This is a genomic window from Trichothermofontia sp., assembly GCF_053493415.1.
The window spans coordinates 13322-36134 of the sequence record NZ_JBRCAD010000062.1 but is presented as its reverse complement, the minus strand read 5'-3'; the positions used below and the strand labels follow the sequence as shown (position 1 = coordinate 36134).

Sequence of the window (22813 nt, the reverse complement as noted above, 5' to 3'; positions counted from 1 at the left end):
CTCTTCTCTCTCCTCTCTCCTCTCTCCTATTCCCTTTCCCTACCCCTAAACCCAACTATGACTACCCTATCCCCAACCCTCCTCACCAACACCCTACGGCCCCGCGATGTGCAAGTGGCTGAAATTGCGCCCCAAACCCAGGTTCTGCGATCGCGCACGTGGGAGCGGCTCAAATTTGAGATCGAGTACGGTCGCCGCCAGGGGACAACAGCCAACACCTACCTGATTCAAAGCGAACGCACGGCCCTTCTGGACCCGCCTGGTGAGTCGTTCACCGAGATTTTCCTGGCTGAACTCCAGCAGCAGCTTGACCTCAAGACCCTGGACTTCATTATCTTGGGCCATGTCAACTCTAACCGGATGGCCACACTGGCAACCCTGGTGGAATGGGCACCCCAGGCGACGATCGTCTGCTCCCATCCTGCCGCCAATACCCTCAAAGCCACTTTCCCTCATTGGGAATCCCGCCTCCTGGCCGTGCGCAGTGATATCCAGATTGATCTCGGTCAGGGCCACCGGCTCAAATTCCTCACCGTGCCTACCCCCCGTTGGCCCGATGGGCTGTGTACCTACGACCCGGCAACCCAAATTCTCTATACCGATAAGTTTCTGGGTGCCCATGTGTGTAGTGCCGCCCTGTGGGATCAGGACTGGCGGCAACTGGAGGCCGATCGCCGCTACTACTTTGACTGTCTCCACGCCCCCCAAGCCAAACAAGTTGCTGACGCCCTCGACCAATTCGCAGCCCTACCGGCTACGTGCTATGCCCCGGCCCACGGTCCCGTGGTGCGCTATAGTCTGAGTCGCTTGCTGGCTGACTATCGCCAGTGGTGTCAGCAGCAAACCACCCAGGATGTGCGGGTGGCCCTGCTCTATGCCTCGGCCTATGGCAATACGGCAACGATCGCCAGCGCGATCGCCCAAGGGTTGATCCAGGCTCAGGCGGCGGTTGAATTGGTGAACTGTGAATTAACCGATCCTGATGATCTCGCCCGGGTGATTGCTGCCTGTGATGGCTTTATCATTGGCTCACCGACCTTGGGGGGCCACGCCCCTGTCCAAATCCAAACAGCCTTGGGCATTATCCTGGCGACGGCTCCAAAAACCAAGTTGGCCGGGGTGTTTGGCTCCTATGGCTGGAGTGGGGAGGCGATCGATCTGATTGAAACCAAACTGCGGGATGCCAACTTCTCCCTCGGCTTTGACCCGATTCGCGTGCGGTTTTGCCCTACCGCCATGACCTTGCAAATGTGTGAGGATGCAGGGGCCGAGTTTGCCCAACGGTTACGCAAACGGAAAAAGCAGCGGCCAACCCGTCCAGGGGTGACGGTGGCCCAAACTGCCGATCGCACGGCCCAGGCAATGGGGCGGGTGATTGGGTCCCTCTGCGTCCTGACCACCCAGGTGGGGGACCACCATCGGGGGATGCTGACAGCCTGGGTTTCGCAAGCTAGCTTTAACCCGCCGGGAATCATGGTAGCGATCGCAGCGGAGCAAGCCGAGCCGCTCTTACGTCCCCAGGCCCCCTTTGTGCTCAATCTTCTCCAGGAGGGGCGGGCGGTCCGGCGGCACTTTAGCTATGAGCCAGTACCGGGTGCGAATCCCTTTGGTGAACTGGACCACCATCCCGGCAGCAATGGCTGCTTGATCCTGGATGCAGCACTTGCCTACCTGGAATGTCAGGTGGAAAGCTGGATGGAGGTGGGTGATCACTGGTTGATCTATGCGATCGTGCAGCAAGGCTCAGTCCTGGACCTGGAGGGGATGACTGCGATTCACCACCGGCAGTCGGGTAGTTATTATTGATGGGTAATTGATGGGTAATCGCAACCAGGGCATTGTATTTGTGCCGTGAGCAGGGCTATCCCCCCCAGCATTGCTGGGGGGTTCCTCGTTAGAATTGATGTAAAACTGGGTTAACTCTGATTAGCACCTGTCCATTGTGGCGATCGGGTGTAGCAGTCTGCCTGTGGCTTAGGGGTGCCAAGTGCCGCCGTCGCCCGCGTTTAGGAGCGTCGCTAGCCGCGTCGGTCAGGTGTTCCTTCTCCTTTAGAGAGCCAATATGCAGGAATTACAATCACTGGCCCGGATTGAACATCGCAATAGTTTGGATAGCATTCTGGGCAGTCTGCCACCGGAGGCCAAACGCTGGCTGGAAAGCCTGCCGTGGCAAAATCGGCGTTATGTGCTGCTCATTTGTCACCTTATCTGTGCGGCTCCCCCAGAAGTACAGGCGGAATTCCTAGATGACTATACGGCAGATGGGATTGTGTCGCGTATGTTACACGATCGCGACTATCGCCAACAGGTGACCAAATGCCTTCGGGAATTTCACATCGACACGGAACTTACGGAATCGGTTTTACGGGAATATATTCGACAATTTTATATTCACTCAGCCCAGGACGCCCAGCGACAGCCCACCCTCTATCTCGAATCCGCTCTGCGCTTGGTGATTAGCACCGAGGAGCGAAATAATGTCCTGAACTATGCCCTCGGTTTTGAATTACTGAAAATGCTTTTTCAAATGAGTTGGCTACAGCAGGAAAAACTCTATCGCCTGCAACGTAATCAGGAAGCTTTTATTCAAACCTATATTAAACCGATTCAACACGCCCACCGCATCAATGGGATTATTGTGCCGCGTGATGAAAAAATGTTTTTTGCAAAACGGGATTATTATATTCAAAAACCGGAAATTTCACCGCGAAAGTTGATCGAGTTAGTGATGGCGACCTTTACCAGCGATGTGGTAACGACCTTTGGCTTCTCGGTCCTGCGCCACCTCAATTCCCTCGTATTTGACTATGACTATATCTACCGGCCTGAAGTAGATGGCATCTTCTCCTAGCCTCGATACCCTCACGGCGGCCCAGCTCGACACTTGGCTAGCCTGCGCCCAACTGCACGCCCAAGCGGGTACCCTTCCCAACTATATTCCAGCCCTGGCGGCAGCGAATCCAGAGTCCCTGGCGATCGCGATTCAAACTCGCCGTACCATCCTGATTCGGGGCGATCGGACCGACTCCTTTCCCTTGATGAGTGTGGTTAAACCCTTTTTACTCCTGTATGTATTGGCAACCCAGGGAACCGAAAGGGTGTTCAGCCATGTTGGCATGGACCCTAGTGATCGCCCCTTTAATGCCCTTGATCAGCTTCAGGCGGATGGCGGATTTCCCCGTAACCCCATGCTCAATAGCGGGGCGATCGCCCTGGCGGCCCTCCTCCCTGGCGATACCCCTACGGCCCGTTGTCAAGGCTTGGCGGCCTGGTTGAACCACCAGGCGGGGAGCCATCTGTCTTTAGATCGGCAGATGTTGGCATCGGTGCGAGCGCGTCCTAATACGCGTAACCGGGCGTTGGCCGACTGCTTAGCTGCCGCAGGGTTTCTCGCCCAGCCAGCCGCCAGTGCCCTGGATACCTACGAACAGATTTGCTGCTTAACGGGCACGATCGAAGATTTCAGCCACCTCGGGATGTTACTGGTACTGCCGCGCTCTGACCTGGAGCCCACCCATTGTCAGGTGGTCAACGCGATGATGGCGACCTGTGGCCTTTATGAATATTCGGGGCGATTTGCGGTAACGGTAGGGTTGCCTTGTAAGTCTGGGGTGAGTGGGGTACTGCTGGCGATTGTGCCGGGGCAGGGGGCCATCGCCTGCGTCAGTCCACCGTTGGATGCCAATGGCAACTCAATCGCGGGCCTTTGGCTCGTTACCCAACTGGCCACGACCTTACGCCTCAGTGTGTTCTATCGGGATGTGACCTAGCCCTGTGGGAAAACGGGACTGGGTGGCTGTCCCCGAGGACGTATCCTGTTGAGGTTACCCTCAACCAGCCATACCGCGACGATGGCAGGGAATAATTGAGGGCACAGTATCACGTTGACCTTGGGAACCCCTGCGATATGCCAGCACCGTCTGCGGCCCCATCCGTTTGGAAGTTGGGCAGTATTCTGCTAACGGGGGTGTTGGCGATCGCCACCGCCTCGATTTTTATTCGGATGGCCCTAGCCGCAGTCCCCAACGCGGGAGTTGGCTTCAGCCTGGTCTTGGCGGCCTCACGGTTGACGATCGCGGCCCTCTGCCTGCTCCCCGCTTGGTGGCAACTGCCCCGCTGGCAACGCCAACCCCAAGCGATCGCCTATGCCCTAGCCGCTGGGACTTGTCTGGCCCTACACTTTGCCACTTGGATTACGTCTTTGGCCTACACGTCGATCGCGGCCTCGACGGTGATTGTAACCACCAATCCGGTGTGGGTCGCCCTGTTGTCCTGGTGGCTATGGCAGGAGCGACCACCCCAGCGCACCCTGGTTGGGATCGGCATTGCCCTGGGCGGGGGCCTCTTAATTGCCCTAGGGGATGCCCACGGGGGCGCCGGCAGTCAGCCGTTGTTGGGGGATGTCCTGGCCCTAGTGGGGGCATGGGCTGCTAGTCTCTATTTCCTGTTGGGGCGGGAAGCCCAACGACGCGGGTTAGGGGTTACGGCCTATGGGGCGATCGCCTACACGGCGGCTGCCGGTCTGCTGCTGCCCTTACCGCTCTTGGCCGGTGCGGCCTATTGGCCCCAACCACCAATGGTGTATGCCTGTATTATCCTGATGGCCCTGTTATCCCAGGTGATTGGCCATACCAGTTGCAACTGGGCCATGCGTTGGACCTCCCCCACGATCGTTGCCCTGGCCCTACTGCTGGAACCCGTGGGTGCCAGTGTGCTGGCCTGGATGGTTTTCCAGGAGGTGCCGGGTCCCGTGGTCCGCCTGGGGGCGGGGGTCCTGCTCACCGGTGTTGTGATCGCGACCCTGGGACAGCGATCGCCCCCGGCTGGGTGAAATCATCCCCAAACAACAAACGGGCACTGCTCGCAGGCCCGTTTATTCAGTCAACCACGGGGCAACCCAGTTAGGACAAGGGCTGATCGGCCCGCAGGGTAAACGTGAGTGCCGAAGGCGGGGTCGCGGCTGACCCGTCCGTCAGTTCTAGGGTGAGCGTATAGGGTTGATCGAACCCCACCGCTTGTAAGACAACCGTCAAAGGTCCAGCTAACGATCGCTGGGCCGTCGTCTGGCCCGCTTCACCCGTCAGTTGCACCCGTCCCCCACAGGGGAGCTGGGTCTGTACCCGCAGGCAGGGGGTCTCCGCCTCCGTATCCATCGTAATCCGGAGTTCCACGGGTCCCATCGCCGTTTGCCATGTCCGTGCTAGGGGTTGGCGATCGGTGGGTAAGACCAGGGTTAATGCCGCCAACAACTCCCGTGCCGCCAGCAGAGACAGCAGCATCTGTTGGTGGGGATCTGCCTGTTCATAGCTAGCCGGTAACGGTTGCCCCAGAACGGCCTGGGGACCCCGAGCTGGGGACATCAACACCAGTTCCGTTAACTGGTTTAGGGTTAAGAACTGACCAGGGAACAGGTCTTCCACCGCCCGAACTAGCTTCGCACCAGTTTGTAGGGAAGACTGGGCCACCGTTTGGCACTGCTCCAAGAGCTGGGCGAGGACCGGCTCACCCATTGGGATGGGCAAGGGCAGATCCCGCAGTTGGGCAATCCACGCATGGGCCAATCGGCGCTCCCTGGGACTATCAAGGCCAACCTCAACGTCAGATTCATAGTCCATAACCTGCGTTTCCCAAGGGAACAGGGGAGGATGACGAAGGATTTCTTGTTTGAGACGGCGCTTCAATAACGCCTGGAAACGGTCTTGCACAGCAGGTATTCCTCTCTTAACGAGTGGTGGATACCCTGATGATCGGCGGTAACTCTCCAATTCCGAATCAATGGCACCGCGCTGATTGGAGGACTCAGCACGATCGAGGGGGTTGGTATTCAACTCCATCACCTCGGGGTAGACGACAGGCTCCTGAAAGGTAGAAGGTGTAGTTGGCAGGTCCTCCTGACCGACGGCTTCCGTAGGGACAGGCAAACCTGCGCTTGGCCCCTGAGAATCTCTTTCCCCCAAGAGCCAATGACGTAAATAAGCTTCTAGGCTTTCTGACTCCCTATTCATCGCTTGCGGCTCCCGCTCCGGACACTAAATGGTTACGAATTTCCCAGGCTTGTCCTAACAGTTTTGACCACTGGCGTTGCAATTGGGCGATCGTACATCCCAGTTTTTGGGCGATCGCCCGCTCCGAGAGGCCGTGCTGTTTCAGTTGCAACAGTTCCCGCTGCTGTCCACTCAACTGTTGCTGAAAATTCTGCCATTGTTGGGGCGTCAAGCCAAGATTATGATCTAGATCCGCCCCTAGCCACTGATGCACCAATTCCCAATGGTGGGACAGGGAAAAGCGGATGAGGTGGTACTTAAACCGCTGTTGTAGGTAATCCCGTTGGCGCGGGGTGAGGTTCAAAATCGCCTCAATTTCATTCGCCGAGAGATCCTGAAGCCGCAACACAAAATAATCGGCACAATCACTTTGTTGACGCTCCTCCAGGTAACTAATCAGGGCATTGACCACCGTTTGCCGTAGGGCATCCTCGGCGGGTTCCGGTTCCTGGGCCACCATTTGTTCACGCACCTGTTGGACTGAGGCCGCACTCCAAGCTGACTCGAACTCCGAGATGCCTCCCTCAGCGGCTTGCTCCATATCCACCGAGGCTTCGGCGGGTTGCTGCTGGGAGAAGGTTTGTGCCCGCAGGATGATCAACTGTTGGTTGCGCTGGCGGGGCAGGGGAATGCGACGCTTGGCATACCGCTCGGTAAAAGCCATATACTCCGCCAATTCCAGCAGCTGATCAGGGCGATAGCTTTCGGGCAACTCCATCTCCCGCCGAAAGGCGTTGAGGGCTTCCATGTAGAAGTTTTGCAAAAAATCCTCGATCAGCATCAAGCGCACCTGGTAGCTAGCGGGTCCCTGGGCTGGGCGAATATAGCGATAGATCACCGCGCTGAGCGTACTGTGCAGCTCCACCCGCCCCTGCCGGGAACCTAGGCGATAGTACTTCAGACATTGTTGGAGGCGGTGTTTGGCCAGGGTAGTGGCCCAAATTTCGACTTCCCCAGAGGCTTGAATCCGTTTACTTTCGGTGCAAATCCGATCGACTTCCTTGGCAAGGCGATTCGCAACCGCCCAGCAGGTCGCTGGGGTTGCCCGTGTTGACTGATTGAGTTCTTGAAATAGTAGTTGAAGGATTGGCTCCACAACTCCGCACCCGTGATGATTGGTTTCTCACAGTAGCGGTCCCCCAGCGCGGGACCCAGCAGACACACCCAATCATGGCACCCGGCCTCAAAGTATATTACGATGGCTGCCAGTAGCCCCGACAAACCAATGGACAAGCGGCGTTGTCTTGTGTCTAGGACAGGGTAGCGTCCCCCCACCAACGCCTTGCGCATAGACATTGATCATAAACAATGGCTTATGAACGCAATGGCCTATCCTGCTATCTACAGTCTAAGATGCCCCTAATCCGCCTATGAATGATCTGGATCAGCAAATTCAAGCCCTGATCGACGGTGCGCCCCAGGACGATCGCACCCCCCAGGCCGTTGCCGCGATCGGTCCAGTGCTTAAGGTCATAGCGGTACGCCTACGCCATCTCCAATACTATATTGTTCAATCCGCCGATCAAGAGTGGCTGACGACCGTTCTGAGTCATCGCACCCAGGTAGGCCGGGAGAAGCGAGTGGTCTATGCCTATCCCACCCTGGCTGATGCGATGCGGGCAACGGGTATCCAGCAAGATCCCCGGCTGATGGCCTTACCGATGCCGATCGTGCATATCCTGTTCCAGATGCTTTCGTTAGCGACCGTGGATAGTCTGGTTTTCTTTGAAACACCGGGCAATACGGAAATCGGCACAGAGGTACAGCGCCAAGAATTACACCGCCTTTTGGAGGAGCATCTGCAATCCCTCAGCCCCCGTCCGCCTGCCCATTGGGCGTAGTTATTTAGTGGTGACTCCTCAGTAAATTCTCCGGTTTTTTCGCAAGATTGTCCGGAGAAGAGTAAGGGTATCCCCTGAGGGTAGGTAACGTGTAATGGCTATTGTGGTCAATAGGGGGCGCGTTCGTGCCGCCGCGTCGGCGAACCATCCCTGGGAGAATCAGAAAGTTAGCGGGAATCCTGATCGGCGCAGGCGCATGAGGGGGAATGCTTCCCCCGTATTCACCTAACGGCGTGAGGCAGGGTGCCTATTGGGCCATGAACGAGTCAACAACCACTGCTAAGGGCACCATCCTGATCGTGGATGATACGCCTCAGACGCTGCAATGGATCGCCACCCTTTTGCGCGAACACGGCTATGAGGTGCGGGGGGCGATCAATGGGGCAATGGCACTCAGAAGTGCCAAGATGGACCCACCGGAGTTGATCCTGCTGGATGTGAGTATGCCCCACATGGATGGTTATGAAGTCTGCCAACGTTTGAAGGCTGATCCGGATACCGCTGATATTCCCGTGATTTTTGTCAGTTCCCTGACGGAGGTCCTGAGTAAGGTCCGGGCGTTTGAAGTGGGCGGGGCGGATTACATTACCAAACCGCTCCAGATGGAGGAGGTGGTGGCCCGGATTGAGCATCAATTGACGATTCGACGGCTACAGGCTTCCCTCAAGCGCCAAAATGCCCAACTCCAGCGGGAGATTCAGGAACGGGAGCGGGCGCTGGAGGAATTACAACGCACGGAGGCCGCTCTACGTCTGGCGGAGGAGAAATACCGCAGCATTGTGGAAAATGCGGTGGAGGGAATTTTCCAGGTGACGCCGACGGGACAGTACTTAAGCGTGAATCCGGCCCTAGCACAACTGTTGGGCTATGATTCCCCCGCTGCACTGATGGCCAGTGTGACGGATATTGGCAAGCAGCTTTATGTGGAACCCTATCGTTGGGCTGAGTTTTTGGCCTATATGCGGCGCTATCGTGAGGTGGCGGGGTTTGAGTCTGAGGTGTATCGGGCGGATGGGAGTCGGCTCTGGATTTCGGAAAATGTCCGGGCGGTGCAGGATGCCAATGGCCAGTTGCTCTATTACGAGGGAACCGTGCGGGATGTGACCGATCGCCGTCAAACGGAGGAGGAGTTGCGTCAACAACGGCTGCGCTCGGAATACCTGTTACTGAATGTACTCCCCCAGCCGATTGCGGAACGGTTGAAGCAGGGTCAGCATACGATCGCGGAAAGCTTTACGGAAGTGACGGTCCTGTTTGCCGATATTGTGGATTTCTCAAAGCTGGCGACCCAGGTCTCGCCGACGGCCCTCGTGGAGCAATTGAACCAAATTTTTTCCTGTTGCGATCGGCTAGCGGAACGGCATGGGCTAGAAAAAATCAAAACGATCGGGGATGCCTATATGGTCGTCGGGGGGCTGCCGAAGCCAAATGTTCACCATGCCCAAGCGGTCGCGGCGATGGCTTTGGAAATGCGCCAGGAAATTCGACGGTTTCAACGGGCAGATGGCCAACCCTATCGCTTGCGGATTGGGATTCATTCTGGGCCAGTTGTGGCGGGCGTGATCGGTCAGAAGAAATTCATCTACGACCTGTGGGGCGAAACCGTCAATATTGCCAGCCGCATGGAGTCCCAAGGTCTGCCGGATCACATTCAGGTGACAGCGGCCACCTATGAACGGCTACAGCCGTTCTACGAGCTAGCGGAACGAGGGACGATTCTGGTCAAGGGCATGGGGGAAATGGTGACCTATTGGTTACTAGCCCCCAAACCCATGTTGGATGATCCCTTGGCGGCGGCCCCGGTGCGGGGCGGGCAGGAGGCGTTGGAAGGTATCGCCCACGAGAATCATGGCACAATACCCTAAAGTGTGGAGGCTGGGTAGATGAACCGTAGAATGCTCCTCAAGGCGGCTGCGCTGGGTCTAGCGGGCAGTTCCCTGCCATTGGGCTGGGGGCAGCGATCGCGGGCCATTGCGGGGGAAGCGTCTGGCGCAGCCCATTGGGGGTATACGGGGGCGGCAGGCCCCGAACATTGGGGAGAATTGTCCAGCGAGTATCAAGCTTGTCAGTTGGGTGCACACCAATCACCGATCGACTTAAATGGGGCGATCGCGGCTCAGTTACCCCCCCTGCGCTTGGACTATCGGGAAACCCCCCTGCGGCTCATCAATAATGGCCATACGCTCCAGGTAAACTACGAACCTGGCAGCACCCTGACGATCGGGGATCAAGTCTTTGAGTTAGTCCAGTTCCACTTCCACCACCCCAGCGAGCATGTTGTTCAGGGCAAGCCCGCAGACATGGAACTCCACCTTGTCCATCGCAATGGGGCCGGTGCCCTGGCTGTCCTGGGCGTGTTATTAACAGCGGGGGCTGAGAATGCGGCCCTGAAGCCCATTTGGGCCGCAATGCCCGATCGCCCTGGCCCGGAGCAAACTCTGCCAGCGGTCACCCTGAATGCCAAGGATTTGCTACCGCCCCATCTAGGGTCCTACCGTTATTTTGGGTCCCTGACGACGCCGCCCTGTTCGGAGGGGGTCAGTTGGATTGTGTTGCAGCAGCCCGTGCCCCTGGCCACGGATCAAATTCGCCAATTCGCGGCGCAATTTCCTGGCAATGCTCGCCCGATTAATGCCCTCAATCAGCGGTTTTTACTGCGATCGCCCTAACGATGACTTTGACGCAGGTTAGGCCAGTCTGTTACCGCATTCAAAATTCAAAATTCAAAACTTTAAAAAGCCTGGAGTTGTAGCATGAGTTCCCCCCTGGTTGGCATCATTATGGGTAGCGATTCGGATCTGCCAACGATGCAGGCGGCGATCGCGGTTTGCGAGGAGTTTGGGGTGGCCTGTGAGGTGGCGATCGTGTCAGCCCATCGGACGCCGGAACGGATGGTAACCTATGCGCAACAGGCCCATCAGCGGGGATTAAAGGTGATTATTGCGGGGGCGGGGGGCGCGGCCCATTTGCCGGGCATGGTGGCAGCGCTGACCCCCTTGCCAGTCATTGGGGTACCCGTACCGAGTCGCCATTTGCAGGGCGTGGATTCCCTGTATTCGATCGTGCAAATGCCGGCGGGAATCCCCGTGGCGACGGTGGCGATCGGGAATGCCCAGAATGCGGGGTTATTAGCCGTACAAATTTTGGCAACCCAGGATGCGGCCCTACTTACGCAGGTGACCGCCTATCGCCAAGGGTTAACGGCAATGGTCATGGCGAAACAGGAACGGCTCGAACAGATGGGCTACCAGGCCTATTTGCAATCGGATCGCGCTAATCAAGCCAATGCGCCAACTGGGTAAAGTCCAGCAAGGCTTCACCCAAGGCCTCCTATGACTTGATCGCTAGTGCATCTACCTGGGTAGTGGTTTTGGGCGACAGGGTACCCACCCAGCGAGTGAGTTGTTTGAGGATGAGCGATCGCTGCTACGAGGGTCCACTTTGTAGAGCGTGCGGCCTTGGATGTATGGTGGGTGTCTTGGGTGACTCAAGCGATCGTTCAGTGGGCAGCACACTTTGCTCAGTCCTTTCCCTGGGCATCGAGCCAAATCAGCAAATCGGCCAACTCGGTAAAGTCCAATCATGCTTCGGCCAATGACTCCAATTCTTCGAGCGATAATGCCTGCACTCGTGCGGTCATTTCTGGTGAGAGGTTACCAATCCGGCGGGTGAGTTATTTGAGGATCAGCGATCGGCTCTCCCCTAGTCGGCCCTGGCGTTCGCCTTCGCGCAGGATTTCTTGATACCAGGGCGATTCACGCAGTACGGCCATATCCCACCCCATGATTTGTCGCCCCATCTCGCTGTCTAACACAAAACTAGCAAAAAACGCTTTTTCCCGGGCGGACGATCGCAGCGGTAAAATTCCGGTATGTATGACAACGTTTGCAAATTTCTGGCCGAAACCTATACCCAGGACTTTGCCCAGTGGTTATTGGGGGATGCCATTGGCTTAACCCAACTCAGTCCCTCGGAATTGTCCGTTGAACCGATGCGGGCTGATGCGCTGATTTTGCTGGCTGCCGACCAGCTCTTGCTCCAGATCGAATTTCAAACCCAGCCAGAGGCCCCAATTCCCTATCGCATGGCCGAGTATCGCCTACGCGGCTACCGTCGGTATCCCAAGCTGCCCATGCGCCAAATTGTGATTTACCTCAAACCGACGCGATCGGAGCGGGTCCACCAAACCGTGTTTGCAATTTCGGGAATGCGCCATGAGTTTGAGGTGATTCGCTTGTGGGAATGTTCTCCCGATGACCTGTTACCGTTCCCCGGCTTGTGGCCATTGGCGATCCTGTGCGGTACACCCGATAAAACCGCTACCCTCCGGCGAATTGCCCAACGCATTGAACGTTTGCCCGATCGCGGCATCCAAGGTAACGTTGCGGCTGCGACTGCCGTCCTGGCCGGCTTAGTATTAGAGAAAACAGTGATTCAGCAAATCCTACGGGAGGAGATTGTGAAGGAATCAGTAATCTATCAAGACATCCTGAGCAAAGGGGTACAGCAAGGACTCCAACAAGGACTCCAACGGGAGATCTCGCTGGTGCTGCGGCTGCTCAAACACCGCTTTGGCGATCTGGAACCCACCCTTGAGGCGCGGATTCGATCGCTGCCCGTGGAGCAATTGGAAGCCTTGGGTGAGGCATTACTCGATTTCCCGCAGCTAGAGGCGTTGACCGCCTGGTTAGACCACCATGCATAAATGGTCGTGGGGTGGCCAATGTTAACCTTTTTGGCGACGTTTTAGGTTTTCGTATAGTCGGTTGGTGTGCCCACGTTGACAGTTGGATGCTTGCCCTAAAAGGTAATGAATACTACAAACCAGGTCACCGCCGCTACCGGATTCAACAGGTTACCTTGCCCGCGCTACGTCAGTCAGCCTAAGGTACATGCCACAGTATAAAATTAACGTGATTTCGACAGAAATAACCACAGAAGTCCTTCCCAGGCAAGGCTTCTCAACGTCCAAGTGTTTGCCAGCCGTTTTCGATGTCCCGATCCCCGCTCGACTCCACTCCACGCACTGTTGATCTTGAAACTGCGATCGCGCTGGTCAATGATTGGCTCCAGGCAAAAACGGGCAAACCCTTAAATTCCCTCCAGGCGACGATTCTGCGGGGGGCATGGTTAGCGGTGACCTATGAGACGATCGCCCAGAATACCCCCTGGTCCGAGGCCCACATCAAGGCGGTGGGAGCAGACCTGTGGGCCAGCTTATCGGCACACTTGGAAGAGGCCGTCACCAAGAAAAACTTTCGGGCCACGATCGAGCGCCGTGCCGCCTCCCTACGATCGGCAATCGCGATGCCCCCGCCTTCCCAGCCCGATGTGTCGGTTTGCCTTGAATTTCCCGATGGCCCCGTTCAGCTAACGTCCGACTTGTACTGCGATCGCCCCCCGATTGAAACCCAGTGTTATCGAGCCATTACCCAACCGGGTGCCCTACTGCGCATCCGCGCCCCACGTCAGATGGGCAAAACCTCGTTGTTGATGCGCTTGTTAAAGCACGTCGAGTCCCTGGGGTATGTGCCCGTATCGTTGAATCTGCAATTGGTGGATGCGGCGATTTTGCAAGATCTCGATCGCTTTTTGCAGTGGTTCAGTGCGCGGGTAACCCAGGTATTAAATCTCCCTTTGCAGGTAGCTGACTATTGGGATGATATTTTCGGCAGTAAGACCAGTTGCAAGGATTACTTTGAGAATTACCTCCTGCCCCAGTGTGCGCAGCCCTTGGTGATTGCCCTGGATGATGTGGATACCCTATTTACTTACCCGGCCACAGCAGATGGTTTCTTTGCCCTGCTGCGTGCCTGGTATGAGGAGGCGAAGAGTCATCCCCGCTGGCAACTGCTGCGGTTAATTTTGGTACATTCCACCGATGTCTATGTGCCGCTCCAGATTAACCAATCGCCGTTTAATGTGGGGATTCCGATCGAGCTACCAGACTTTAATACCGAGCAGGTGATCTACCTGGCTCAGCGGCATGGTCTCAACTGGTCGGAAGCGCAGGTGGATCTCCTGATGCACCAGGTGAGTGGGCATCCCTATCTGGTGCGGTTAGCACTGTATTACATGGCCTGTGCAGCAACGACGCTGGAAGACTTGGTGGAGAATGCCCTGACACTCACGAGTCCCTTCCACTCCCATTTGCAACGACAGGCGATGATTCTAGCCCAGTCCCCCACCTTAATCACGACCTTGCAGGCGATCGCCTCGCAATCCCAACCACCGCCCTATATCCGCCCGCTTGAGTTGTCTCAGTTACACCGTTTGGGGCTAATTCAAGTCACCGATGGTCAAGTCGTGATCCGGGGGGAGTTATATCGTCGCTGGTTGCAAGCGATTGCCTAAAGCGCGATCACGATCGCCGCGATCTTTACATAGCTTTACAATTTGACGATTTTTAGCATTTTCCTACCAAAGATCCTACGCGATCATACACAATCCAAATTTTCCCGCTATTTTTACGAATAAAGTAGGATTTTTTGGGAAAAGTAGGATCTGGAGCAGCCTAAAATCCTACTTTTTAGACCTTGAAGGTATTTTTATCCTACTAAATCCTATTTTTGATCTGAGAACAGCCTTATCAACCGCCCTAATTTCATACTTTTACATGGCAAATTCTATACTTTTTTCTATTGACTTTTAATTTTTCTAATGGATTGACCATGATGGCAACGAGTAAAAAACTAATTAAGCTTTCAGCCGTTCTTGACACCGTAATCTTGATAGCGTTAAAGTTGCTACCAGGTAAGTTTATTGAGTATAAAAAATGGCGATTCAACGTTCACAAAGAGCGCCTGCTGTCATGCCTTCGGAACTAATCAATGTAGAGCACCCTTTCTACAATAGTCCGAGTGTCCATTTGGCAATGCTGAAAGATGACGTGAGAGTCATCGCATTCCGTGAGGCTTTGGAGAAACTAATCAAGCCAAACGAATCCGTTGTTCTAGAAATCGGAACTGGAACAGGTATTCTTTCCCTGATCTCTGCAAGTTTAGGGGCTAAAAAAGTGTTTGCCACAGAAGCGGCAAATGGCATGATTGAAGTATCGCGAGAATCATTTTTGAAAAATCAAAAAGAAGATCATGTTGACCTCATTCCGATAGAAAATGGCAAGAAACCCATGCTTCCAGGCAATGTTGATATTATCGTTAGTGAATGCTTGGGGCATTTTGCTTTCGATGAAAACATGGTTAAAGTTGTTGCAGAATCAAAGACGCTATTGAACAAAAAAGGGCATTTTGTTCCTCGTCGTATTCGTTTGTTTCTTGCCACTACTACATCATCAAATATATTTTCAACCTATATCGAACCCTGGAATCACGAGTTTTTTACCTTTGATTTTTCTCATGTAAAGAAAAAAGCGGTTGAGCAAATCTATGTAAAAACATTTTTGCCTGATGATCTAAATTCTGATAGTGTTCAAGTTATTGATTATTGCGTTGGAGATTCTATTGATTATCTTGATGGTAGCGCAAAAATTTTAATAAAATCGAAGGGCTTAATATATGGACTTGTTGGATGGTTCGCAGCTGAGTTGGCGGATAATGTTTGGTTGTGTACCTCACCCTTTTTATCTTCAACTCATTGGGAGCAAGTCTATTTGCCATTTTCAGAACCTTTAGCGGTGGAATGCGGCGCAGAATTGAATGTCAATTTAATAATCACTTCTAGCTCGGTTGACAATAAAGTAGTGTTTTCTTGGGAAGTTACTGACACTAAAAACTTTATATGCGAAGTGAGCGCAGTTATTTAAATTAGCAATGCTGTGCAGTAATTGTGCGGCAATGTTGAAAAAATACGAGTTAATGTTGTTTCCTACATTGGAAAGCAATTATGGTCTACAACCGTTCCCTCTCTAATGAAGTACTGTCAAGCCTTGGGAACAAGGGGCTTAAGCCCCTTGCCTGTACCTCGCCGAGTATGGAAGTGCTGTAGCCAACTTAATTGTGCTTCTTATTTTATCTCCTTGTAATTTAGTGATTTGCGTCATTAAGAGCTTTTTATGCAAACTTGGCTGCCATCAACATTAGGTGTAATTTTATTCTGGGGAATATGTGGATTTGCTCCTAAATATGTTGTCAAATATATTTCTCCAAGTAGTGCCATCGTCTATGAGGCTTTTGGTGGTTTTATGGTTAGTATTGTTGGATTTTATCTATTTAGTTCTGGCTTGGAAATCAATTTTAAGGGAATAATTCTTGCCTTGATAACCGGTTTTTCAGGTGTCGCCGGAGCATTTTTATTCTTTAAGGCTGCTTCAACAGGACCAGTAACTATTATCGCTCCTTTATCTGCATTATATCCAATCATTAGTTGTGTCTTGGCAGTCATATTTTTAAACGAAGTATTAACACTCAAACAATACATTGCGATTTTATTTGCATTAATCTCTGTTTTGTTAATTAGCGTGTAGCACGCATGTCTTTGAGCTTAAACATTGCACTCTTGCAGACTCCACTAATACTTCGCCGCTGAGCTTTGCATTAGCTGGTTCTGTTTTGAGTATTTTCTGCCCAGGACAGTCATAACCTATGCAAGGTAGTCATCATCCTTGTTAACCATTTTGAAGTCGAGGGTCAGGCTAGCAGGGTAAACGCATCAAAAATCTTGTTGAGAATGTGCCGGTTCAGCATTCTGCTTGACGTTTACCCGTAGCCTGTTTGCCACCAGTTAATGCCGTGGGGGAGGGGCACAATTTCAGGCCGATCGCGCGTCCTAATGGGGGAGTGTGATCGTTGTTTATCGCGGTAATTGAATATATCCATATCTCCAGCGGGAGTGGTATACTGCAACACACAGTATGCCGAAAACTGCAACTTTGCTAGCCAGTCCTCTCGCCCTGTAGCAATGCCTCATGTCTCCCATGCCCTTCACTCCCAACCCCCGATTGGACTGGTCACCACGATCGCGCTAATAGATGACTGGCCAATTCGATAGAAGGCGATCGCGGCATGGCCCCAATCCCCACCCCACTCCCACCGGTGGAACCCGACTACTACCAAGCAGGCGGTAGCTTACCCCTCACTGCTCCCACCTATGTCAAACGGCAGGCGGATGTGGATCTCTATCAAGCCTTGCAGCAGGGGGAGCTTTGCTATGTCCTGAATGCTCGACAAATGGGCAAATCCAGCTTACGGGTGCGGACCATTGCCCAGCTACGGGCAGCAGGGATACGTTCCGGGACGATCGACATGACCACGATCGGGAGCCAGCAGATCACGGCGGAACAGTGGTATGCCTCGATCTTGCAGAGCTTAGTCAGTAGTTGTCAGCTAGCGGTGAATCTGCGGCAGTGGTGGCGCGATCGCGGGCATTTGTCGCCTGTGAAGCGGCTGGAAGACTTTTTGACTACAGTACTCCTGGTGGAGATCACGCAGCCCATCGTCATTTTTATTGATGAAGTGGATAGCGTCTTGGGACTCGAGTTTCCCAGTGATGATTTTTTTGCTCTGATCCGGTCTTGCTACAACCAACGCACCGATCAACCGATCTACCAGCGGTTAACCTTTGCCCTGTTGGGAGTGGCGACCCCCAGTGATCTGATTGCCGACAAAAGCCGGACGCCCTTTAATCTGGGACGGGCGATCGACCTTCAGGGGTTTCGGATTTCGGAGGTGTTGCCGCTGTTGCCGGGATTGCAGGGGCGCGTTCCCCACCCGGAACTCATGTTGCGCCACATTTTGACTTGGACCGGGGGGCAACCCTTTTTAACTCAAAAATTGTGTCAGTTGGTGTGTGAGCACGGCATGGAGGGGACGATCGCGCTCACCCCAGAAGCGACGGCAACCTGGTTAGAGAACCTGGTGCGATCGCGGCTGATTCAAAACTGGGAACTTCAGGATGAACCGGAGCATTTGCGCACGATCGCCAACCGATTGCTCTATGACCAACAGCGGGCCGGACGGTTGTTGGGCCTCTATCGCCAAGTTTTGACGCATCCCCCCGGCACAATTGCGATCAATAACAGTACTGAACAGGAGGAACTGCTGCTGTCTGGTTTGGTTGTCAAAGAGCAGGGCTGGTTGCAGGTGCGTAACCCCATCTATGCCGAGGTGTTTAATGCTGATTGGGTGGAGCAACAGCTTAATGCCTTGCGGCCCTATGGCGTCAATCTGCGGCAATGGCTCCAGTCTGAGCGGCAGGACAGTTCCCGTCTGTTGCAAGGTCAAGCGTTACGTGAAGCTGAACAATGGGCCGAGGGCAAACGCCTGGATGACCAGGATTACCACTATTTAGCCGCCTCCCATGCTCTGGAGCAACGGGAACAGCAGCAGGCCCTAGAGGCAGCCCGTACCCGCGAGGCCGAAGCTCGTTTTGTGCAGGAACGTAAAGCCTCGCGGCTCCAACGCGGGTTGTTAGCGATCGCAGCAGTGGCCCTGACCGTCACCACCAGCTTGGGCTTGTTTGCCTATCACCAGTACAACGCCGCCAGAATCCGCGAAATTCAAGCCCTGACCCGTAGTACCGAAGCTCTGCATGTTTCGGATCAGCAACTCGCCTCCCTGCTCGAAGCCCTGCGAGCGAAACAGCAATTACGACGACTGGGCAATATAGACACCCCCACCCGTAGTCAGCTTGAGACCATCTTGCAAACGGCAATTTATGGAGCCGTTGAGGCCAATCATCTTGCAGGCCACCAAGGTTTTGTCTTCAGTGTGGCGTTTAGTCCCGATGGGCAACGCCTTGCAACGGTTGGCGATGATGGTGTTCTCAAACTCTGGGCGCTAGACGGTACCCTACTCCAAACCTTCAATATTGCTAAAACTTTGGTGGATGTCGCCTTTAGTCCGAACGGTCAATTTCTAGCCGTATCGACCAAGATAGGTGAGGTGCAACTCTGGGATCAGAATGGACGATTGGTGTGGGTCTGGGATGCCGACCCAGGTTCAACTGATCCGTTTTTATTCACCCTTGCCTTTAGTCCCGATGGGCGCTGGATTGCCGTTTCCAGTGAGGAGCATACCGTTGAACTTTTGCGTAGTTCTGATGGTCGTCATATCCGCAGTCTGAAGGGACATCAGGATATCGTTTGGGGCGTTGCCTTTAGCCCCGATGGCCAACGTCTTGCCTCATCTAGTCAGGATAATACCCTTAAGCTCTGGAGGTTAACGGGTGAGTTAATCACGACGTTGACCGGGCATCGCGATCGCGTCAATGCTGTCAGCTTTAGCCCCGATGGCCAAATGTTGGCATCCATAGATATGCAAGGCATCATGAAGTTTTGGGATACAGCGGGGCAGTTGCTCAAAACAATTGCAGCCCATGAGGGTAATGCTTGGAACCTCAGGTTTAGTCCCGACGGACAACAGATTGTCACCAGCAGTGATGATAAAACGCTCAAGGTGTGGAACCGCAATGGCGACTTACTCCAGACCTTGAAACACGGGGAGACCGTTTACCGGTCTACCTTTAGCCCCGATGGCCAATGGCTGGCTTCGGCAGGTGCGGACAAATTAGTCAAGCTCTGGCGGTTGCAGCATCCGGTGGTTACCACTTTGAGGGGACATCAAGAGCGAATTGTCCGGATTCGCTTCGATCCGAAGGGGCAATATCTCGCGTCTCCGGGTTGGGATCATACGGTCAAATTGTGGAATCGGGAGGGACAACTCCTGACCACATTCACTGCCCATGCTGGGCCGGTCCATACTGTGGCCTTTCATCCCGATGGCCAGCGCCTAGCATCCAGTGATGCCAAGAGTAAAGTCTTCATTTGGCAACGGGATGGCACGGTTCTAGGGCAATTCTCGCTACTCAGTCCGAATACGCAGGCCGATGCCGATTCGGAGATTCCCGATTCGGAGATTCCCTATACGGAATTAAGTACGTTGGACTTTAGTCCTGATGGGCAATTGCTGGCAGCTAGTACTTTGGAGCGCAAAAAAGAAGTTCAACTCCGGCGCTTGGATGGTCGTTTAGTCAGGACGTTGGCGGGACATACCAATGGCATTACGCAAGTGCGGTTTAGCCCCGATGGCCAAAAATTAGTCTCATCCAGCCAGGATGGCACGGCTAAACTTTGGTATCACAGTGGGCAGTTAATTAAGACGTTGTCCGGTCATCAGGGAATTGTGTGGGGCGTTGCGTTTAGCCCCGATGGGCAATGGGTGGCTACGGCTGGAGAAGATGCGACGGTGAAGCTGTGGCGTGTTAGGGATGGCCAACTGATGCGCACGGTGTCAGGGCATACCAGCAAAGTGTATGCGGTTGATTTTGCGCCAAATAGCCAACTACTTGCTGCTGTCGGCAGAGACGGCACGATTAAAGTCTGGCGATTAGACGGTCAGTTAATGGCTGATATCCCTGCCCATGAGAGTGTGATTTCGTCGATCGTCTTTGATCCACAGGGTATCCTATTGGCATCGGGTGCCTGGGATAAGACGGTTCGCCTTTGGCGCTGGCAGTCATTGATCGATCGCGATCGCATTGAACACATTGGCTGTGCCTGGGTGCATGATTACCTCAAAACCCACCCGGCGGTTGCGGCAAAGCGGGATGTGTGCCAGGGGGTTGCGCCACTGACGCATTAGGGCTGGCTGGCGATGACAGTTCGTGGGTAGGATGCCGTCGGGGTCGGTTGGTGACGCGATCGCCCATCAGTCCTGGTTGGCTAGCGGTGATGTTGTGGCTGAGTTGTGCGCTAGCCAGGTCGTTAATTCCTCCGGTTGGGTGAAATCGAGCAACGCTTCACCCAAGGCTTCCAATTGCTCGATCACAAGGGCTTCTACCTGAGCGGTGGTTGCTGGCGACAGGGTACCCACCTGGCGGGTAAGTTATTTAAGGATCAGAGATCGACTCTGCTCCAACCGCCCTTCAGCGATGCCAACCTGTCTCCCTTCAGCGATGCCAACCTGTCTGCCCCTTTGTTCACCCTGATGTTCGCCTTCGCGCAGGATTTCTTGGTACCAGGGCGATTCACGCAGTACGGCCATATCCCACCTCATGATTTGTCGCACCATCTCGCTGTCTAACACAAAGCTAGCAAAAAACGCCAGCAAGACTTCCAACTCGACCAATTGCTCATCCTGACGGAGCAACCCCAAGGCCCGCTGGACGGTGGCCACCGCGCCCCCCTGTTTCAAGATCGGCACAAACGGGAGTAAGGCATTCCAGGCGTTTGCCGCCAATGTCTGCTTTTTTGACCACAGGCCATCCCTTACACAACGTTCACAGCATAGGACTTGCCTCGAAATTTTGACAATTACTGACAATCCATGCACAGAATTTTGGGCCAATGGTCGGATAATAGGGGATCGTTGTTCACGCAGTATTCCCGGTAAGGGGGCAAAGATTCATGGGTCGCGCCGAGAAAGTTGTACTGGCCTATTCCGGTGGGGTGGATACCTCCGTCTGTATTCCCTACCTCAAGCATGAGTGGGGCGTTAAAGAAGTGATCACCCTCGCTGCCGATCTGGGCCAGGGGGATGAACTGGAACCGATTCGTGAGAAAGCCCTCAAATCTGGGGCTGATCAATCCCTAATTGCGGATGCTACTGCTAGCTTCATCCAGGACTACGCCTTCCCAGCGATCCAGGCCAACGCCCTCTACGAAAACCGCTATCCCCTTTCCACGGCCCTCGCCCGTCCCCTGATTGCGAAGCTCCTCGTCGAAGCGGCAGAACAATATGGAGCCGATGCGGTTGCCCACGGCTGTACGGGGAAAGGCAATGATCAGGTGCGTTTTGATGTGGCGATCGCGGCTCTGAATCCCAAGCTCAAGGTCCTGGCCCCCGCGCGGGAATGGGGCATGAGCCGAGAGCAAACCATTGCCTACGGTGAACAATACGGCATCAGCGCGCCGGTGAAAAAATCCTCCCCCTACAGCATCGATCGCAACCTCTTGGGCCGCAGTATCGAGGCCGGTCCCCTGGAAGATCCCTGGTTTGAAGCCCCGGAAGAGATTTACTTGCTCACCAAGGCGATCGCGGACACCCCCGATGCGCCAGCCTATATCGAAATTGGCTTTGAGCAGGGTATTCCCACTAGCATTGACGGGGAACGTCTCAGTCCCGTGGATCTGGTCACCCGTGTCAACCAAGTCGCGGGCGAACATGGGGTTGGGCGCATCGACATGATCGAAAACCGCCTCGTGGGGATTAAATCACGGGAAATCTATGAAACTCCTGGCCTCATCGTCCTGATCCAAGCCCACCGCGATCTAGAAAGCTTGACCCTCACTGCTGACGTGAGCCACTACAAGCGCAATCTGGAGGAAACCTACGGGCAACTGGTCTACAACGGCCTCTGGTACAGCCCTCTCAAAGCCGCGCTGGATGCCTTTATCCAACAAACCCAGCAGCGGGTAACCGGCACTGTGCGGGTGAAGCTGTTCAAGGGCCAAGCCACGATCGTCGGTCGCCAATCGGCCAATTCCCTGTATAGCCCCGACTTAGCCACCTACGGGGCGGAAGATGTCTTTGACCACAAGGCTGCCGAAGGTTTCATCTATGTTTGGGGCCTGCCCACCCGGGTTTGGGCGGAAAAAACGCGATCGTAGGCCGCACGCATTCTGGGGCAAATCGTTAGGGCTTGCCCCCGCCAGTCGTTGCGCACGATTCTTCGAGGTCGATGGCTGTGCGTGACTACAACCAGCACCACGTTAGGTGTGGATAGCCCATCGGTTATGCCAGAAAACAGGGATTTAAGCGTGGGTTCGTAGTACAGCAGTTAGGGGCGGTGTGAGCAGGTCGCAATGTGGGCGTCACCCCCGATCGGAAGGGTGGCCGAGTCGATTGTCCTGAGATTGTCCTGAGGGGATGATTGGGGTTCGCTGGCTGGCTGGGTCCAGAAGACAGTGCTTGGGCTGTGTACGATGCTAACTGGCAGGGCCTAAGCGGGTTTTTCTGGAAATGTTGCGATCGGGCTTTGAGTGCTTCAGCCTCATCCTAGTGATGTTGCGATATCGGTTCTGATCCTAAATAC

At 54.5% G+C, this 22813-nt stretch carries 21 protein-coding genes; 14 read left to right on the top strand and 7 right to left on the bottom strand.

Translation table 11 applies throughout. The annotated features are described in order from the left end of the window. The 4 genes from ACWIUF_RS05570 to ACWIUF_RS05555 all read left to right on the top strand — a co-directional run. On the top strand, positions 1 to 1806 hold a 1806-nt coding region (locus ACWIUF_RS05570), incomplete at its 5' end, for a diflavin flavoprotein (protein WP_448571298.1). Between the two features lie 256 nt (positions 1807 to 2062). Beyond that, a complete protein-coding gene (locus ACWIUF_RS05565) occupies positions 2063 to 2851 on the top strand; it encodes a cobyrinic acid a,c-diamide synthase (RefSeq protein WP_448571297.1) in 789 nt (262 codons plus the stop codon). Beyond that, the gene (locus ACWIUF_RS05560; protein WP_448571296.1) at positions 2835 to 3770 is read left to right on the top strand and encodes a glutaminase; all 936 of its coding nucleotides are present in this window, start codon (positions 2835 to 2837) and stop codon (positions 3768 to 3770) included. Before ACWIUF_RS05565 ends, ACWIUF_RS05560 begins: the two co-directional genes overlap by 17 nt. Positions 3771 to 3907: 137 nt before the next feature. Continuing rightward, positions 3908 to 4831, top strand: coding sequence for a DMT family transporter (locus ACWIUF_RS05555; RefSeq protein WP_448571295.1), 924 nt, complete (start codon positions 3908 to 3910; stop codon positions 4829 to 4831). A gap of 70 nt (positions 4832 to 4901) precedes the next feature. On the opposite strand, the gene ACWIUF_RS05550 is transcribed toward ACWIUF_RS05555, so the two are convergent. Together ACWIUF_RS05550 and hetZ are read right to left on the bottom strand one after the other, a co-directional pair. Further along, positions 4902 to 5705, bottom strand: a complete 804-nt coding sequence (locus ACWIUF_RS05550; protein WP_448571294.1) for a PatU — start codon at positions 5703 to 5705, stop codon at positions 4902 to 4904. 292 nt (positions 5706 to 5997) lie between these two features. Then, positions 5998 to 7140 (bottom strand): heterocyst differentiation protein HetZ, encoded by a 1143-nt coding sequence (hetZ, locus tag ACWIUF_RS05545; protein WP_448571292.1) that lies wholly within the window; start codon positions 7138 to 7140, stop codon positions 5998 to 6000. 274 nt (positions 7141 to 7414) lie between these two features. Here hetZ and ACWIUF_RS05540 point away from each other — a divergent pair, with 274 nt between their 5' ends. The 4 genes from ACWIUF_RS05540 to purE all read left to right on the top strand — a co-directional run bounded on the left by ACWIUF_RS05540 (position 7415) and on the right by purE (position 11187). After that, on the top strand, positions 7415 to 7885 hold the full coding sequence (locus ACWIUF_RS05540) for a hypothetical protein (protein WP_448571291.1): 471 nt from the start codon (positions 7415 to 7417) through the stop codon (positions 7883 to 7885). Positions 7886 to 8142: 257 nt separating this feature from the next. After that, on the top strand, positions 8143 to 9750 hold the full coding sequence (locus ACWIUF_RS05535) for an adenylate/guanylate cyclase domain-containing protein (protein WP_448571289.1): 1608 nt from the start codon (positions 8143 to 8145) through the stop codon (positions 9748 to 9750). A gap of 18 nt (positions 9751 to 9768) precedes the next feature. After that, positions 9769 to 10554: a carbonic anhydrase gene (locus tag ACWIUF_RS05530; RefSeq protein ID WP_448571288.1), complete on the top strand. Its 786-nt coding sequence runs from the start codon at positions 9769 to 9771 to the stop codon at positions 10552 to 10554. Positions 10555 to 10638: 84 nt separating this feature from the next. Then, on the top strand, positions 10639 to 11187 hold the full coding sequence (gene purE / locus ACWIUF_RS05525) for a 5-(carboxyamino)imidazole ribonucleotide mutase (protein ID WP_448571286.1): 549 nt from the start codon (positions 10639 to 10641) through the stop codon (positions 11185 to 11187). A 28-nt stretch (positions 11188 to 11215) separates the two neighbouring features. Here purE and ACWIUF_RS05520 read toward each other — a convergent pair whose 3' ends face one another. From ACWIUF_RS05520 to ACWIUF_RS05510, 3 genes are all read right to left on the bottom strand, one after another. Further along, entirely contained in the window at positions 11216 to 11299 is an 84-nt protein-coding gene (locus ACWIUF_RS05520; protein ID WP_448571300.1) for a hypothetical protein, read from the bottom strand. A 166-nt stretch (positions 11300 to 11465) separates the two neighbouring features. Next, positions 11466 to 11546, bottom strand: a complete 81-nt coding sequence (locus ACWIUF_RS05515; RefSeq protein ID WP_448571299.1) for a DUF4351 domain-containing protein — start codon at positions 11544 to 11546, stop codon at positions 11466 to 11468. A 12-nt stretch (positions 11547 to 11558) separates the two neighbouring features. Beyond that, the gene (locus ACWIUF_RS05510; protein ID WP_448571284.1) at positions 11559 to 11684 is read right to left on the bottom strand and encodes a hypothetical protein; all 126 of its coding nucleotides are present in this window, start codon (positions 11682 to 11684) and stop codon (positions 11559 to 11561) included. Positions 11685 to 11756: 72 nt separating this feature from the next. Between ACWIUF_RS05510 and ACWIUF_RS05505 the strand changes: the two genes are divergently transcribed. The 5 genes from ACWIUF_RS05505 to ACWIUF_RS05485 all read left to right on the top strand — a co-directional run bounded on the left by ACWIUF_RS05505 (position 11757) and on the right by ACWIUF_RS05485 (position 20421). After that, positions 11757 to 12590, top strand: a complete 834-nt coding sequence (locus ACWIUF_RS05505) for an Rpn family recombination-promoting nuclease/putative transposase (protein WP_448571283.1) — start codon at positions 11757 to 11759, stop codon at positions 12588 to 12590. A 287-nt stretch (positions 12591 to 12877) separates the two neighbouring features. Beyond that, the gene (locus tag ACWIUF_RS05500; RefSeq protein WP_448571281.1) at positions 12878 to 14239 is read left to right on the top strand and encodes an AAA-like domain-containing protein; all 1362 of its coding nucleotides are present in this window, start codon (positions 12878 to 12880) and stop codon (positions 14237 to 14239) included. Between the two features lie 421 nt (positions 14240 to 14660). Then, a complete protein-coding gene (locus tag ACWIUF_RS05495) occupies positions 14661 to 15647 on the top strand; it encodes a 50S ribosomal protein L11 methyltransferase (RefSeq protein WP_448571279.1) in 987 nt (328 codons plus the stop codon). Between the two features lie 249 nt (positions 15648 to 15896). Further along, positions 15897 to 16307 (top strand): EamA family transporter, encoded by a 411-nt coding sequence (locus tag ACWIUF_RS05490; protein ID WP_448571278.1) that lies wholly within the window; start codon positions 15897 to 15899, stop codon positions 16305 to 16307. A gap of 538 nt (positions 16308 to 16845) precedes the next feature. Further along, positions 16846 to 20421, top strand: a complete 3576-nt coding sequence (locus ACWIUF_RS05485) for a WD40 domain-containing protein (RefSeq protein WP_448571277.1) — start codon at positions 16846 to 16848, stop codon at positions 20419 to 20421. Between the two features lie 66 nt (positions 20422 to 20487). Here ACWIUF_RS05485 and ACWIUF_RS05480 read toward each other — a convergent pair whose 3' ends face one another. Together ACWIUF_RS05480 and ACWIUF_RS05475 are read right to left on the bottom strand one after the other, a co-directional pair. Further along, positions 20488 to 20652, bottom strand: a complete 165-nt coding sequence (locus ACWIUF_RS05480) for a DUF4351 domain-containing protein (protein WP_448571275.1) — start codon at positions 20650 to 20652, stop codon at positions 20488 to 20490. A gap of 12 nt (positions 20653 to 20664) precedes the next feature. Then, a complete protein-coding gene (locus ACWIUF_RS05475; protein WP_448571273.1) occupies positions 20665 to 20982 on the bottom strand; it encodes a hypothetical protein in 318 nt (105 codons plus the stop codon). A 203-nt stretch (positions 20983 to 21185) separates the two neighbouring features. Here ACWIUF_RS05475 and ACWIUF_RS05470 point away from each other — a divergent pair, with 203 nt between their 5' ends. Then, the gene (locus ACWIUF_RS05470) at positions 21186 to 22388 is read left to right on the top strand and encodes an argininosuccinate synthase (RefSeq protein ID WP_448571272.1); all 1203 of its coding nucleotides are present in this window, start codon (positions 21186 to 21188) and stop codon (positions 22386 to 22388) included. Positions 22389 to 22813 lie beyond the last annotated feature (425 nt).

What these genes read in the sequence shown, in the direction of transcription:
- ACWIUF_RS05565 (WP_448571297.1), top strand. Translation starts at nt 2,063, where the DNA reads ATGCAGGAATTACAATCACTGGCCCGGATTGAACATCGCAATAGTTTG.
- ACWIUF_RS05560 (WP_448571296.1), top strand. Translation starts at nt 2,835, where the DNA reads ATGGCATCTTCTCCTAGCCTCGATACCCTCACGGCGGCCCAGCTCGAC.
- ACWIUF_RS05555 (WP_448571295.1), top strand. Translation starts at nt 3,908, where the DNA reads ATGCCAGCACCGTCTGCGGCCCCATCCGTTTGGAAGTTGGGCAGTATT.
- ACWIUF_RS05540 (WP_448571291.1), top strand. Translation starts at nt 7,415, where the DNA reads ATGAATGATCTGGATCAGCAAATTCAAGCCCTGATCGACGGTGCGCCC.
- ACWIUF_RS05535 (WP_448571289.1), top strand. Translation starts at nt 8,143, where the DNA reads ATGAACGAGTCAACAACCACTGCTAAGGGCACCATCCTGATCGTGGAT.
- ACWIUF_RS05530 (WP_448571288.1), top strand. Translation starts at nt 9,769, where the DNA reads ATGAACCGTAGAATGCTCCTCAAGGCGGCTGCGCTGGGTCTAGCGGGC.
- purE (WP_448571286.1), top strand. Translation starts at nt 10,639, where the DNA reads ATGAGTTCCCCCCTGGTTGGCATCATTATGGGTAGCGATTCGGATCTG.
- ACWIUF_RS05510 (WP_448571284.1), bottom strand. Translation starts at nt 11,684, where the DNA reads ATGGGGCGACAAATCATGGGGTGGGATATGGCCGTACTGCGTGAATCG.
- ACWIUF_RS05505 (WP_448571283.1), top strand. Translation starts at nt 11,757, where the DNA reads ATGTATGACAACGTTTGCAAATTTCTGGCCGAAACCTATACCCAGGAC.
- ACWIUF_RS05500 (WP_448571281.1), top strand. Translation starts at nt 12,878, where the DNA reads ATGTCCCGATCCCCGCTCGACTCCACTCCACGCACTGTTGATCTTGAA.
- ACWIUF_RS05495 (WP_448571279.1), top strand. Translation starts at nt 14,661, where the DNA reads ATGGCGATTCAACGTTCACAAAGAGCGCCTGCTGTCATGCCTTCGGAA.
- ACWIUF_RS05490 (WP_448571278.1), top strand. Translation starts at nt 15,897, where the DNA reads ATGCAAACTTGGCTGCCATCAACATTAGGTGTAATTTTATTCTGGGGA.
- ACWIUF_RS05485 (WP_448571277.1), top strand. Translation starts at nt 16,846, where the DNA reads ATGGCCCCAATCCCCACCCCACTCCCACCGGTGGAACCCGACTACTAC.
- ACWIUF_RS05470 (WP_448571272.1), top strand. Translation starts at nt 21,186, where the DNA reads ATGGGTCGCGCCGAGAAAGTTGTACTGGCCTATTCCGGTGGGGTGGAT.